Here is a 14,152-nt window from a genome sequence, read left to right as displayed (position 1 = left end):
CTTAATTAAACATCATTAGCAATATGCTAATGATTAACCATTGCAGGCATCTTTTAATGCTTTACCTGCTTTGAAAGATGGTATTTTAGCTGCTGCGATTTCGATTGTCGCACCAGTTTGTGGGTTACGGCCTGTGCGTGCTGCACGGTCACGTACTGAGAAAGTACCAAAACCAACTAATGCTACTTGCTCGCCACCTTTTAATTCTTCAGTTACTGCTTCGATAAATGAATCTAGTGCACGGCCAGCCGCAGCTTTAGAAATGTCAGCACCCGCAGCAATTTTCTCGATTAATTGAGATTTATTCACAGTGTATTCCCCTTCAATTGTTATTATTCAGCGCTATCTTCTGTTTTTAGCGTCCTGCGGAAGCTTTTATATCAAGCTTCTTTTTGAACATCAAGCGCTGCGTTAAAGAAAACTAAAAATAGTGATAATTATTTTTATCTTTACTATAGCCCTTATTTATAGGGCTTCTAGCGTTATCAGCGTCATTAACTTACCATAGTTACAGCGTTTGAAAAGCGTTAATTGCGTTTTTTTCAATATTTTTGCTGTTTTTGGCATATTTTCAGCAAAACTCGCTGTTTTTCTGATTAATTATTTGGCTAATTGCCACTTTTCTACCGGATGCTCTAACGCTATTGCTAGCACTTCATCAATCCATTTAACTGGATGAATCGCTAGATCCGCTTTAACATTATCAGGGATTTCTTCTAGATCTCGCTCGTTATCTTTAGGAATTACGACTGTTTTAATCCCACCACGGTGCGCAGCCAATAATTTTTCTTTTAAACCGCCAATTGCTAGGACTTCACCGCGTAATGTAATTTCGCCTGTCATTGCTACATCGGCTTTAACGGGGTTCCCCGTTAGGCTCGATACGAGCGCTGTGCACATACCAATACCGGCACTAGGACCATCTTTAGGCGTAGCCCCTTCAGGTACATGGACATGAATATCGCGCTTTTCATGAAAGTCACTGTTAATGCGTAACATCTCAGTTCGACTTCTAACCACTGTCATCGCCGCTTGAATTGACTCTTGCATGACATCGCCTAACGAGCCAGTATAACTTAACTTGCCTTTACCTGGCACTGAAGCTGTTTCAATGGTCAACAGTTCGCCACCCACTTGTGTCCACGCCAATCCTGTTACTAACCCGATGCGATTTTCATCATCGGCTTTACCATAATCAAAGCGTTGCACACCAAGAAACTCTGCTAGGTTGCTTTGTTCAATTTTTACCTGCTTGATACTTTTATCAAGCAAAATAGCTTTAACCGCTTTGCGACAAAGTTTAGAAATCTCACGTTCGAGTGCGCGCACACCCGCTTCACGAGTGTAGTAACGAATAATACCAATGATGGCACTATCAGCAATTTCGATTTCTGCCGGCTTTAAACCATTACGCTCAATTTGCTTACTCAGCAAGTGGTTCTTGGCTATATTTAACTTTTCGTCTTCGGTATAGCCCGATAAACGAATTACTTCCATCCGGTCAAGTAACGGCCCTGGAATGTCCATACTATTGGATGTTGCTACGAACATGACGTCTGACAAGTCATAGTCAACTTCTAAATAATGGTCATTAAAGCTACTATTTTGTTCTGGATCTAAAACTTCCAGTAATGCTGAGGCAGGATCGCCACGCATATCAGAGGCCATTTTGTCGATTTCATCTAACAAGAATAATGGGTTTTTAACCCCTACCTTAGCAATTTTTTGCACTAACTTACCCGGTAATGAACCAATATAAGTTCTACGATGACCACGAATTTCTGCTTCATCACGCACACCACCTAGCGCCATTCGTACATATTTACGACCCGTAGATTTTGCAATCGACTGACCTAGTGAGGTTTTACCCACACCTGGAGGACCAACAAGGCAAAGAATAGGACCTTTCAACTGACTGACGCGCTGTTGTACAGCCAAGTACTCTAAAATACGCTCTTTAACTTTATCTAAGCCGTAGTGGTCTTTGTCTAATATTTCTTGCGCTAATTTAAGGTTACGCTTTAATTTACTGCGCTTTTTCCAAGGTACGCTGATCATCCAGTCAATATAGCTGCGCACAACGGTTGCCTCAGCCGACATGGGTGACATCATTTTTAATTTTTTTAACTCGGTTAAGGTTTTTTCTTTTGCCTCTTTAGGCATTTGCGCACTTTCAATTTGTTTTTCTATTTGTTCAGCTTCATTCGCACCTTCTTCGTCGTCCCCTAACTCTTTTTGAATGGCTTTCATTTGCTCATTCAAATAGTATTCGCGCTGACTTTTTTCCATTTGTTTTTTCACGCGCGTGCGAATTTTTTTCTCAACCTGAAGTAAATCGATTTCGCCTTCCATTTGTGCCATTAGAAATTCTAGACGCTCAGAAACGTTTGTAATTTCAAGTACTTTTTGCTTATCGACTAGTTTCAATGGCATATGAGCAGCCATAGTATCAGCCAATTGCTCGGCATCATCAATACCTGATACTGACGTTAGCACTTCGGGAGGAATTTTCTTATTGAGCTTTACATAACCTTCAAACTGAGAGATGGCAGAGCGGATCAGCACTTCTGTATCTTCGTCGCTACTTGCCTCTACATTTAGGTAGTTGATGTTGGCGGTAAAATAATTTTGAGTTTCTAGATACTCAGTAATTTTTGCGCGGCGAACCCCTTCCACTAACACTTTTACCGTACCATCGGGTAATTTAAGCATCTGAAGTATGGTTGCTATCGTGCCAGTTTGGTAAAGATCTTTTTCAGTTGGGTCATCGACAGCAGCATCTTTTTGAGCTACTAAAAAAATTTGTTTGTCATTTTCATTAGCCATATCAAGGCAACGGATAGATTTTTCTCGACCAACAAATAATGGGATTACCATTTGCGGATAGACTACAACATCACGTAAGGCTAATACGGGGATTTCAACTACGCCAGATAACTCTTTAGTCATTGGGTTACTCTCTTGGTGAATAGTATGATGTGATTTTTAATACCAATTGGTACAGATATGTATTTGTATATGGGGCATTTGCTAATACTTTCAACTCACAGGCAAAAAAAAGTGATGTTAGTTAACAACCAACATCACCTTTGTGACCATTCAAAGCAAGCGATTACTCTGATGACGCCTTATCTTGCTGCGTTTCATAAATAATGATCGGTTTAGACTCACCTTTAATCACAGTTTCGTCAACCACGACTTTTACCGCGTTCTCCATTGAAGGTAATTCATACATGGTTTCTAGTAACACCCCTTCAACAATTGACCGCAAGCCGCGAGCACCGGTTTTCCTCACCATGGCTTTATGGGCTATGGCGCAAAGTGCATCTTCTCGAAACTCTAGCTCGACATTTTCCATATCGAAAAGCGCGCTAAACTGCTTAGTTAAAGCATTTTTCGGCTCTTGTAAGATTTGGATCAGCGCATCTTCGTCGAGTTCAGTCAAGGTTGCGACTACAGGTAAACGGCCAATAAACTCCGGGATCAAGCCATATTTAACTAGATCTTCAGGTTCAACATCTTGTAATCGCTGCGTAAGTGACTTCTCATCATCTTTACCACGAACGGTAGCACCAAAACCAATGCCTGAGCCAGTATGGCAACGCTGCTCTATGACTTTATCAAGACCAGCAAACGCACCACCACAAATAAATAGGATCTTTGAGGTATCAACCTGCAAAAATTCTTGTTGAGGATGTTTACGCCCCCCTTGCGGTGGTACCGACGCCACAGTGCCTTCAATCAGCTTCAACAAGGCTTGTTGAACGCCTTCACCTGAAACGTCACGTGTGATGGACGGATTGTCTGATTTGCGTGAAATTTTATCTATTTCATCAATATAAACAATACCACGTTGCGCTTTTTCAACATCGTAATCACATTTTTGTAAAAGCTTTTGAATGATGTTTTCAACATCTTCACCCACATAACCGGCTTCGGTCAAGGTTGTCGCATCGGCCATAGTAAACGGCACATCTAATAAACGTGCTAAGGTTTGTGCCAGTAATGTTTTACCACTACCCGTTGGGCCAATTAACAAAATATTACTTTTACTTAATTCTACGCCATTGTGCGAATCGCCATTACGCAATCGTTTATAATGATTATAAACCGCCACAGCGAGCACTTTTTTCGCATGCTCTTGCCCAATAACGTAATCGTCTAGGCTCTCGCGTATTTCTATTGGCGTTGGTAAGCTTTCTTTGTCTTGCTTAGGTGAAATTTCTTTAATTTCTTCGCGAATAATGTCATTACACAACTCGACACATTCATCGCAAACAAATACCGAAGGACCTGCAATTAATTTACGTACTTCATGCTGACTTTTACCACAAAATGAGCAGTACAGTAGCTTACCGTCATCACCGTCACCTGTTTTCATATCGGTCATACGGTACCTCTAATATTTAAATTTTTACAAACTAATACTAATTAGTATTTCATAAATCACGGAAATAACAACGCGTAAACGCAAGTTGTCTGTTATTTATCGATTCTTTGTTCTAATATGGCGTCAACTAAACCATATTCAACCGCGCTTTCGGCACTAAGGAAGTTATCACGATCAGTATCGGCTGACACTTTCTCTAGCGGCTGACCGGTATGGTCTGCCATAAGGCGATTTAATTTTTCTTTAATATAAAGAATTTCTTTGGCGTGTATTTCAAAATCAGACGCTTGACCTTGAAAGCCACCAAGTGGTTGATGGATCATCACACGAGCATTCGGTAGGCAATAACGCTTGCCTTTTTCACCGCCTGAAAGTAAAAATGCCCCCATACTAGCGGCTTGGCCGATACAAACCGTGCTAATATTTGGCTTAATAAATTTCATGGTATCGTAAATCGCCATACCCGCAGTCACAGACCCACCTGGCGAGTTGATGTAAAGATATATATCTTTATCTGGGCTTTCTGACTCAAGAAACAGCATTTGCGCAACAATTAAGTTCGCCATGTGATCTTCAACTTGACCACAAAGAAAAATAACCCGTTCTTTTAGTAATCGTGAATAGATATCGTACGAGCGTTCACCTTTAGCGGTTTGCTCGACAACCATAGGTACTAAGGCACTTTCGGTAATATTGGTTAAATCGTGAGAATTATTTTGAGAAGTAAACAACTAACTTTCCTTTTTAATGAAAAAATGGCTCATATGTCCCCATACAAGCCATTTAAGCGATTGCGTAGTAAAATGTCAATTAAAAAGGTTTATTTACCTTCTGGATTCATAATATCTTTAAAGCTCGCTTTTTTCTCTTTTACTTGTGCATTTGCCAGTAAAAGTTCGATGGCTTGCTCTTCAAGTGCAACATTTTGCATTTGTTGAGCCAGTTCCTTATTGGTTTTGTAATATTCAATCACTTCTGCAGGATCTTCATAAGCTGATGCCGCTGATTCAATAAGCTCTGTAACTTTTGCTTCGTCAACTTTTAGTTCGTTAACTTTGATCACTTCACCTAATAACAAACCTGTTTTTACGCGACGTGTCGCTTGCTCTTCAAACATTTCTGCAGGAAGCTCAGGTAAGTTATTCGGGTCCATTTGACCAGCAAAACGTTGCATAGCTTGTTTGCGTAATACATCAACTTCTTGTGCAACAAGTGCTGCAGGCACATCTAACTCGTTAGCCGCAAGTAAGCCTTCAATGACTTGCTCTTTAATCTTAGCTTTAACCGCTTGATTAAGTTCACGCGCCATATTTTTGCTTACTTCTTCACGAAGTGCTTCTACACCACCTTCTTCAACACCAAAAAGTTTAGCGAAGTCGTCATCTATCTCAGGTAGTACAGGACCTTCAGTTTTGTGTACTACGATATCAAATTCAGCTTCTTTACCTTTTAACTTTTCAGCATGGTAATCTTCTGGGAATGTGACCTTAATGGTTTTCTCTTCACCAACTTTCATGCCAGTGATTTCTTTTTCAAAACCTGGGATCATACGGCCTGAGCCAAGCTCTAGTTCGAAAGCTTCAGCTTTACCGCCTTCAAATTCTTCGCCATCAACACGACCATTAAAGTCGATAGTTAATTTATCGCCTTTTTTGGTTTTACGCTTGTTTTCTTTCCACGTTTTATGCTGATTTTGTAATGTTTCAAACATTTCGTCTAGATCAGTATCGGTAACTTCAACTGCAGGACGTTCTACCGCGATTTTATCTAAATCTTTTAATGCAACTTCTGGGTAAACTTCAAACGTTGCTTCAAACTCTAGCGCTTTGCCATCTTCGTTACTCTTAGCAACAAACTCTGGACGACCAGCAGGGTTTAATTTTTCAGCTACAATGGCATCAACAAAGTTACGCTGCATTAGTTCACCAGCAACTTCTTGACGAACTGATTTACCGTAGCGTTTTTGAATCACTGACGGTGGTACCTTACCAGGACGGAAACCATTGATACGTTGGGTTTTACCGATATGGCGAAGACGATTTTTAACTTCAACATCTACTGTTTCGGCAGGAACTGAAATCGTTAAACGACGTTCCAAACCTTGTGTAGTCTCAACTGAAACTTGCATTTAATTACCTCAAAAAACTTAGCGCATAACGCTTTCTATTAACGCATCTAAATATAATCAACAAAACTTTAGTCACAAAGTTATGCCTTCAGCTTGTTAGTAACGCCCAACAAAGCCCGGAAAATCCGAATAAAGATGTTTAGTTTAAAATAATGACGCGAAATTATAGCGGTGCTTTTATCAAGAGTCGAGCGAAGAAGCCAAATAAATTAAAAAAAATGCGGTGCAAAGAAAGTACAAGGATGCTTATATTATGAATTGCTCAAGGTAACTCATCTAGCCAGCAACAATTAGCCATATAGCAAAGCAGTATCGCCACGCAAACCTAACTAGCTCGCTGACAAACAAAATCCTATAAGGCTTCAAGGCTTTAAGGCTTTAACAATAGATGAAGTATAAAAGAGTGGTCGGTGATGCAAGATTCGAACTTGCGACCCCTTGGACCCAAACCAAGTGCGCTACCAAGCTGCGCTAATCACCGATATTTTACTATTTGTACTTTAAAAATGGGGTGGCTAATGGGACTTGAACCCACGACAACCGGAATCACAATCCGGGGCTCTACCAACTGAGCTATAGCCACCACTGTATGGCACGCCCTGTAGGATTCGAACCTACGACCCACGCCTTAGAAGGGCGTTGCTCTATCCAGCTGAGCTAAGGGCGCACATTACCTACAGATGCTAAATAAACCTGTTACAAAATTAGGTTTACATCTTGTTTTGAACTATAAAATTTAACTGCTGTTTAAATTTCACTTGCCTCGACACTGAACTTAGACTTTTAAACTAAAACCATACGTTTAAAAGAGAAAGTGGTCGGTGATGCAAGATTCGAACTTGCGACCCCTTGGACCCAAACCAAGTGCGCTACCAAGCTGCGCTAATCACCGACTTCAGTTAGGAACAACTGCGTTCTCAACGGGTGCGGATATTACCTAGTTGCCTGTTGCACGTCAAACACTTTTTATAAAAAAAAGTCCGTTCGCTTACTTTTACAGCAGCTTGGTTAAAATATCAGACCGTTATCAATTATTATGCAAGGCTATTCACAAATATTATGCAAGGCTATTCACAAAAACGCTACTGACATCAATCAAAGAAATGACCAAGAAAAATTCACCCGACTAACGTTATTTTCTATAAATAAAGTGATTTATATGCGAAAATAGCCGCGTTTTTTCAGCCTAATTGTGAAGTATTATGACAGCAGCACTTATTGACGGTAAATTGATCGCAAAACAATTACGAGACTCGGTGAAACTAAGAGTCCAACAACGAGTAGAAAATGGCTTACGCCCTCCTGGGTTAGCCGTGATATTGGTTGGCTCAGATCCCGCATCACAAGTTTATGTAGGGAGTAAAAGAAAGGCCTGTGAAGAAGTGGGCTTTGTATCGCATTCTTATGACTTATCACCCACCACATCACAGTCGGAGTTGTTTGATTTAATAGACCAATTAAATAATGACGATGCCATTGACGGCATTCTTGTGCAATTGCCATTACCTGAAGGCCTAGATGCCAACTTAATCATTGAGCATATTCATCCTTTAAAAGATGTTGATGGTTTTCACCCCACTAATGTCGGCAAACTTGCTTTACGTCAGCCTGGTTTACGCCCATGTACTCCAAAAGGCATTATGGAGCTAATCACATCAACTGGTGTTGATCCCCATGGCTTAGAAGCGGTTGTTGTTGGAGCCTCCAATATCGTTGGCCGCCCCATGACTTTAGAGCTATTACTTGCTGGTTGTACTGTCACCACCACTCATAGGTTTACTAAAGATTTAGAGAGCAAAGTAAGAAATGCCGATTTATTGGTAGTGGCGGTCGGTAAACCAGAATTTATTCCAGGTGAATGGATTAAGCAAGGCGCTATTGTGATCGATGTTGGTATTAACCGCCTCGACAGTGGCAAATTAGTGGGTGACATAGGCTTTGAACAGGCAAAAGCATTTGCTAGCCATATTACGCCTGTACCTGGTGGCGTTGGCCCTATGACAGTGGCTAGTTTGATTGAAAACACCTTAATTGCCTGCGAACAATTTCATCGCAAATAGCCATTGCTCAGGTTTAATTTTGTTGCTTTCAAGTCCAGAGGGGTAATAACGCGAAGTCATTTAAGCCTGGTGAGGTTGACTGAGCTTATTTAAAATATTCATTCTGTTAGCTGATAAAAGGCAGCCTTAAGATATAGTGCAACTTAAGCTGCAAACTAACAACAGCTATATCAACAACAAAAAAGCCTGTAGATACAGGCTTTTTTTATTCTCAATAATCTAGTTTTACTACTAGCCCTTACGCCAAGTAGTCCCCGCTACACTGTCTTCCAATATGACATTGAGTGCCGCTAATTTGTCACGAGCGTCATCTGCCATGGCCCAATCTTTGTTAGCACGCGCGTCATTACGTTGCTTGATTAAGGCTTCAATTTCTGCCACTTCATCACTATTGCTGCCTTTGCCTTGTAAAAAATCTTCGGGTGCGCTTTGCGCTATACCTAGAACTTCACCTAAAGCTATTAATATATAAGCTAACTTACCCGCTTCCTCGCTCGCAGTTGCTTTAATGCGGTTAATTTCTTTAGCTAACTCAAACAACACTGGCATGGCTTCGGGACAATTAAAGTCGTCATTCATTGCTTTTTCAAACCGCTGCACATAAGGGTTGCCTGCCAAGGCTACTTTTATCGGGGTTACACCACGCAAAGCCGTATAAAGACGCTCTAAACTTGCCCGCGCTTGCTCTAAGTTTTCTTGAGAATAATTTAATTGGCTACGGTAGTGACTTGAGGTTAAAAAGAAACGTACACTTTCCGCGTCGTATTCATCAAGTACACTGCGTAATGTGAAGAAGTTGTTTAATGACTTCGACATTTTTTCTTTATTAATTTGTACCATACCGCCATGCATCCAGTAGTTTACATAGGGGGTATCAAAGGCACAGCAAGACTGTGCTATTTCATTTTCATGGTGTGGAAACTGTAAATCTGAGCCACCGCCATGAATATCAAAGTGCTCTCCTAAATGCTTGCTGTTCATGGCTGAACATTCAATATGCCAACCGGGGCGACCTTTGCCCCAAGGCGAGTCCCAGCTGGGTTCGTCTGGTTTTGCCATTTTCCACAACACAAAATCTAATGGACTGCGTTTGTTTTCATCAACGTCTACGCGCGCACCTGCTTGCAACATATCTAAGTTTTGCATGCTAAGTTTGCCGTAATCTTTATAACTACTGACATCAAACATTACATCGCCATTAGCGGCAATATAGGCATGTTCACGCTCTATCAGCCGCACCACTAACGCGATAATGTCATCCATATGTCCGGTTACCGTCGGTGCAATATCAGGTCGCATAATATTAAGATCGTCAAAATCTTGATACATTTGCTCTGTCATACGCTTAGTTAAGGCATCACAGCTTTCGCCGTTTTCGTGCGCGCGCTGAATAATTTTATCATCTACGTCAGTAATATTGCGCACATGCGTTAACTCGTAACCTAAATACTTAAAGTATCTTGCTATGATGTCAAACGCCACATAAGTGCGAGCATGACCTATATGGCAGAGGTCATAAATAGTAATACCACAAACATATAAACCTACCTTATTGGCAGTGATTGGTTTAAAAACTTCTTTTTTCCTGCTTAAGGTATTGTATATCTGCAACATAAATGTGTGTTTTCCTAGCTAATTGAAGTACTTGCTTAATTGTTTGCTTTGAGCAACTTACCCCTATTACGGGCATGAGCGCAATTGTACCTTAAGTCATAGCACGATTCATTAGCTAGCCTATATTTATCGAGAAATTTTGCCGAGAAATGTTTCTTTTAATAAGTTACAATTTAGCGCAATAAAATTCCTTTAGCTTGATGAGTAAAAAATATGATCACATTTAAAACAACTCTAGGCGACATTAAAATTGAACTAGATTTTGACAATGCGCCAGTTACTGCAAAAAACTTTCAACAATACGCCGAAGATGGCTTTTACAATGGCACTATTTTTCACCGTGTAATTAAAGGTTTTATGGCACAAGGTGGCGGCTTTGCATCAGGTATGGATGAAAAAGTCAGCCGTGAAGCAATAAAAAATGAAGCTAACAACGGCTTAAGTAATGCTCGCGGCACGTTAGCTATGGCGCGTACGCAAGACCCACACTCGGCATCTGCACAGTTTTTTATTAACTTAGTAGACAATGATTTTCTTAACTTTAAAAGTGAAGACATGCACGGTTGGGGCTACTGTGTGTTTGCTAAAGTCGTTGAAGGCATGGACGTTGTTGACAAAATGACCTTAATTGATACCGGTCGTATGGGCTTTCATGACGATGTGCCAAAAGAAGAAATTTTAATCAAAGAAACCCTTGTTGAGTAGCATTACTAATAGCAGCAGGGTTATGAAAAACACCTCAACCACGTGTGATACTCCAGCACTAACCTACTTTATTGCTGATTTGCATTTAGCTGAAAACAGGCCTGATATTACGGCCTGTTTTTTATCGTTTTTACAACATGAGGCTATAAAAGCACAAGCACTTTATATATTAGGTGACTTGTTCGAGTATTGGGTTGGCGATGATGACGATAGCGCATTTATTACGGAAATATCTCGTGCGATAAATGCTTTATCTGCCTCAGGCTGTCAAGTTTACTTTATTCACGGCAATCGTGACTTTTTACTCGGTAAGCGCTTTGCAAAACAAGCTGGCATGCAATTACTTCCTGAAGTCTGTGTTATTGACTTATATGGCAAGCCCGTCGTAGTGATGCATGGTGATACTTTATGCACGCGCGATATTGCCTATCAAGCGTTTCGGAAAAAGTCTCGCACATGGTGGTGGCAAGCCATGATCAAAAGTTTACCTTTATTTGTCAGACGAAAAATAGCCAATAAATACCGACAGCAAAGTGCAAGCGCTACTGCCATGAAATCACAAGAAATCATGGATGTTACCGAAAGCGAAGTCATCGCTTGTTTAGAGCAATATCAAAGCCAAGTTCTGATCCACGGTCATACCCATAGACCCGCGGTACATAAGATTAATGTTAACGGCGCAAAAGCGCAGCGAATCGTGCTGGGAGATTGGTATGAGCAAGGTGCTTGGCTGAAAGTAACCCCTGATTCTATGGAGCTACTGAGCCAACCATTTAAACAAACACAATAATCAGGTTTATTGTGTTTTGTTTATACATCAACAATGGTGACACCACTGTGAAATTTAAAGTCACCATCAGGACTTAATATGAGTTCTGCTTCTACTTTACCAAAATGCTCTACTTTCTTGGTGATATCAACACCGGCAATTTCTTCGGCTAATGTCAGATAATCTTGATAATGGCGAGCTTCAGAACGCAATAATGAAACATAAAACTCACCTAGCTTTGCATCAACATGCGGAGCTAATTTTGCAAACCTTTCACAACTTCTGGCTTCAATATAAGCCCCGCAAATTAATTTATCGATTAAGGTATCAGGCTCATGGGTTTTAACATGCTTTAGCAAGCCTTTAGCATAGCGTGATGGGGTAATACTTTTATATTCAACGCCATAATAATCCATCATCTCTAATACTTGGTAAAAGTGGTGTAGCTCTTCTTTTATCAACAGCACCATTTTATCAATCAGTTCTTGGCCATATGGTGAGGTCGATTTGGGAATAATGGCTTTGCTTAACTTATTTTTTGCGGCCAGATCTTGCCAGTTTCCTTCGCGCTTATAAATAAACTGCTCAAATGGCTGCAGCCATGCTAACAAGGCATCGCCACTGGCTTTATCAACCGCATATTTACGAATTAAAAACATCGCAGATTGCGCCGCTTTTAACTCACATACTAGGTGATCCAATAATAAGATCTGTAGATTTTCACTTTTTTTAGCCTCGTCAATCCATAAATCAGGTGTTTCGCATTGCAAAAATGAATTGATCGGGGTTAAGAGTTCGTCAACTATTGAATTAATCATCTTCATTAGACTTTTTGTACCGCATTAAATTTTTACTTAATAGCTGCATCATCAAATTAGCGCTATTGTCATCAGGTATCTCATTATATTCGTCCAAAGCATCATACAGGAAGGACTGTATGTCATTGCCATCACTTTTTAGGGGTTTAGGCATTAAAAATTGCTCGGGAGTTACACCCTCACTAGGGATTAGGATTGCAGTCTCACCGTTTAGCTTACAAGAGTAAACTTTCTGACTGCGATCGTATTTTACATATTCGAGTTTTAGTTTTCCGTAAGAAATGGTGTTTTCGTAAATGACCATCCTAAATCCCAAAAGGTGAAGATTTAAATTATACTGATCAAAATCTTCATCGCGGCTTTGTAATACTTCTCTCGAAATAAAAAAGTCGCCATTGCTATTAAGTCTAGAATTCAATGCTTTCTGTCTTGACTCCAAAGCAGCTAGGTCGGAATCAACTTCCATAATCATATTTAGGATTGTTCTAGACTCGGTTCCTTTTTCCCGAGCCGTTTGATAAAAATCTTGTAGCTCGTCAAGCTTATCTTTTTTCTGGCGAATGAGGTGCGCGTTTTTAGACAATTCTTTCTCATCGCTCTCGTTTCGCTTACTCTCACTCAATTCAGCGAGCAGCTCCATCTCCACATGGTTTTTGAAAAAATAGTCCGCAATAATATATGGAAACGTTGCTCGTGAGTCACAACCTGAGAGCTCAGCCCCCTTTCGGCGCTTGTTGCTGCATCTGAGTAATGGCAGCGCCTCCCCCGTTTGTTGAATACTATTACCTTTTTGGCAATGACCACATTTTACCAAACCATGCAAAGGCCACCTACGGTCTGGCCTGACGTTTTTATACAAACGCTCTGAGTGAATTTGCTGTGCTTTGTAAAATATGTCTTCTGTGACTACTTCCGTGTATAGCTTTGCCCCGAATATAATTCCCAAGCATCGCTCACTAGTAATTATTCTAATTACCGTTGTTGGGGTCATGTTTTGAATAGGCTCATATTTGGGATACTGAACTCGCAACGAATTTAAGATTGAAACCTGACCCAGACCTTTAAGATACATAGTGAACATATCTTTGACTGCTGTAGCATAATCATTGAGTTCTCCCTTATCATCCAGCCAAAAGGGCTTCCTAATTCTAGGGGCAGTTTTTTCTTTTAAGGCCTCTATTTTTCTTCTTTTGTGACTTGCCTTCGCCTTATCAGATCGCCAAGCAGAATCTTTATGAGCACTCTCAATTTCAACCAGTAATCGCATCCATTTACCAATGTCATCGGCCGACTCAGGAGGATATTCTTGGTTGTCTGAAATAGTTACAATAGTTACGCCACCCTCCCAAATGTCTTGTAGCAACATCTTTGTCTTGCTAATTGATAGTCTAGTAAGCCTAGAAAACTGTTCTAACAATAAGATCGAACCTTTTTCTATTTTGCCGGTTTTAATATCACTTACAAAAGCTCCTAACTCACCATCAGTTAAATTCTTCCCCTTGTAGCCGGAGTAACCATCATCAACTAATACTCTCTCCACCTGAACCTCTGGATGAGCAGCCAACCACGCCTCTTGAGCTTCACTTTGCCTATATAGTGAACTATTACCCATCTGCCTTTTAGAGCTTACACGTTGATATAAATACGCCTTTCTTTTCACCTTACTCG

The 14,152-nt window shown here is 40.5% G+C and carries 11 protein-coding genes and 4 tRNA genes; 3 read left to right on the top strand and 12 right to left on the bottom strand.

Annotation, left to right across the window (positions count from 1 at the left end; genetic code table 11):
• Nucleotides 1–33: 33 nt before the first annotated feature.
• The 9 genes from hupB to B6K83_RS02185 form a co-directional block, all read right to left on the bottom strand.
• On the bottom strand, nt 34–309 hold the full coding sequence (gene hupB, locus B6K83_RS02225) for a nucleoid-associated protein HU-beta (RefSeq protein WP_077285373.1): 276 nt from the start codon (nt 307–309) through the stop codon (nt 34–36).
• A gap of 291 nt (nt 310–600) precedes the next feature.
• Complete coding sequence (gene lon / locus B6K83_RS02220) at nt 601–2,949, bottom strand: endopeptidase La (RefSeq protein WP_085282795.1); 2,349 nt, start codon at nt 2,947–2,949, stop codon at nt 601–603.
• A 163-nt stretch (nt 2,950–3,112) separates the two neighbouring features.
• Entirely contained in the window at nt 3,113–4,390 is a 1,278-nt protein-coding gene (gene clpX / locus B6K83_RS02215; RefSeq protein WP_085282793.1) for an ATP-dependent protease ATP-binding subunit ClpX, read from the bottom strand.
• A gap of 92 nt (nt 4,391–4,482) precedes the next feature.
• Nucleotides 4,483–5,121: an ATP-dependent Clp endopeptidase proteolytic subunit ClpP gene (gene clpP / locus B6K83_RS02210; RefSeq protein WP_085282791.1), complete on the bottom strand. Its 639-nt coding sequence runs from the start codon at nt 5,119–5,121 to the stop codon at nt 4,483–4,485.
• An 89-nt stretch (nt 5,122–5,210) separates the two neighbouring features.
• On the bottom strand, nt 5,211–6,518 hold the full coding sequence (tig, locus tag B6K83_RS02205) for a trigger factor (protein ID WP_085282789.1): 1,308 nt from the start codon (nt 6,516–6,518) through the stop codon (nt 5,211–5,213).
• Nucleotides 6,519–6,922: 404 nt separating this feature from the next.
• Nucleotides 6,923–6,999 (bottom strand) — tRNA-Pro (locus B6K83_RS02200).
• Between the two features lie 26 nt (nt 7,000–7,025).
• Nucleotides 7,026–7,101, bottom strand: a tRNA-His gene (locus B6K83_RS02195).
• 7 nt (nt 7,102–7,108) lie between these two features.
• A tRNA-Arg gene (locus B6K83_RS02190) sits at nt 7,109–7,185 on the bottom strand.
• 148 nt (nt 7,186–7,333) lie between these two features.
• Nucleotides 7,334–7,410: transfer RNA gene (locus B6K83_RS02185), tRNA-Pro, on the bottom strand.
• A 310-nt stretch (nt 7,411–7,720) separates the two neighbouring features.
• Between B6K83_RS02185 and folD the strand changes: the two genes are divergently transcribed.
• Complete coding sequence (gene folD, locus B6K83_RS02180; RefSeq protein WP_085282787.1) at nt 7,721–8,578, top strand: bifunctional methylenetetrahydrofolate dehydrogenase/methenyltetrahydrofolate cyclohydrolase FolD; 858 nt, start codon at nt 7,721–7,723, stop codon at nt 8,576–8,578.
• 231 nt (nt 8,579–8,809) lie between these two features.
• Here folD and cysS read toward each other — a convergent pair whose 3' ends face one another.
• Nucleotides 8,810–10,192 carry a cysteine--tRNA ligase gene (gene cysS / locus B6K83_RS02175; protein WP_085282785.1) on the bottom strand — a complete coding sequence of 461 codons (1,383 nt, stop codon included), beginning with the start codon at nt 10,190–10,192 and terminating at the stop codon, nt 8,810–8,812.
• Between the two features lie 213 nt (nt 10,193–10,405).
• On the opposite strand from cysS, the gene B6K83_RS02170 reads away from it, so the two are divergent.
• Both B6K83_RS02170 and lpxH read left to right on the top strand, forming a co-directional pair.
• On the top strand, nt 10,406–10,897 hold the full coding sequence (locus B6K83_RS02170) for a peptidylprolyl isomerase (RefSeq protein ID WP_085282783.1): 492 nt from the start codon (nt 10,406–10,408) through the stop codon (nt 10,895–10,897).
• A 22-nt stretch (nt 10,898–10,919) separates the two neighbouring features.
• Nucleotides 10,920–11,687, top strand: coding sequence for a UDP-2,3-diacylglucosamine diphosphatase (lpxH, locus tag B6K83_RS02165; RefSeq protein ID WP_085282781.1), 768 nt, complete (start codon nt 10,920–10,922; stop codon nt 11,685–11,687).
• Between the two features lie 20 nt (nt 11,688–11,707).
• Here the strand turns inward: lpxH and miaE are convergent, their stop codons facing one another.
• Both miaE and B6K83_RS02155 read right to left on the bottom strand, forming a co-directional pair.
• Nucleotides 11,708–12,484, bottom strand: a complete 777-nt coding sequence (gene miaE / locus B6K83_RS02160; RefSeq protein WP_085282779.1) for a tRNA isopentenyl-2-thiomethyl-A-37 hydroxylase MiaE — start codon at nt 12,482–12,484, stop codon at nt 11,708–11,710.
• Complete coding sequence (locus B6K83_RS02155) at nt 12,477–14,144, bottom strand: recombinase family protein (protein WP_085282777.1); 1,668 nt, start codon at nt 14,142–14,144, stop codon at nt 12,477–12,479. The genes miaE and B6K83_RS02155 overlap by 8 nt, the downstream gene beginning before the upstream one ends.
• Nucleotides 14,145–14,152 lie beyond the last annotated feature (8 nt).

Source organism: Colwellia chukchiensis, from assembly GCF_002104455.1.
GTDB classification, from domain to species: Bacteria; Pseudomonadota; Gammaproteobacteria; order Enterobacterales; family Alteromonadaceae; genus Cognaticolwellia; species Cognaticolwellia chukchiensis.
This window is presented reverse-complemented; position numbering and strand designations above follow the sequence as displayed.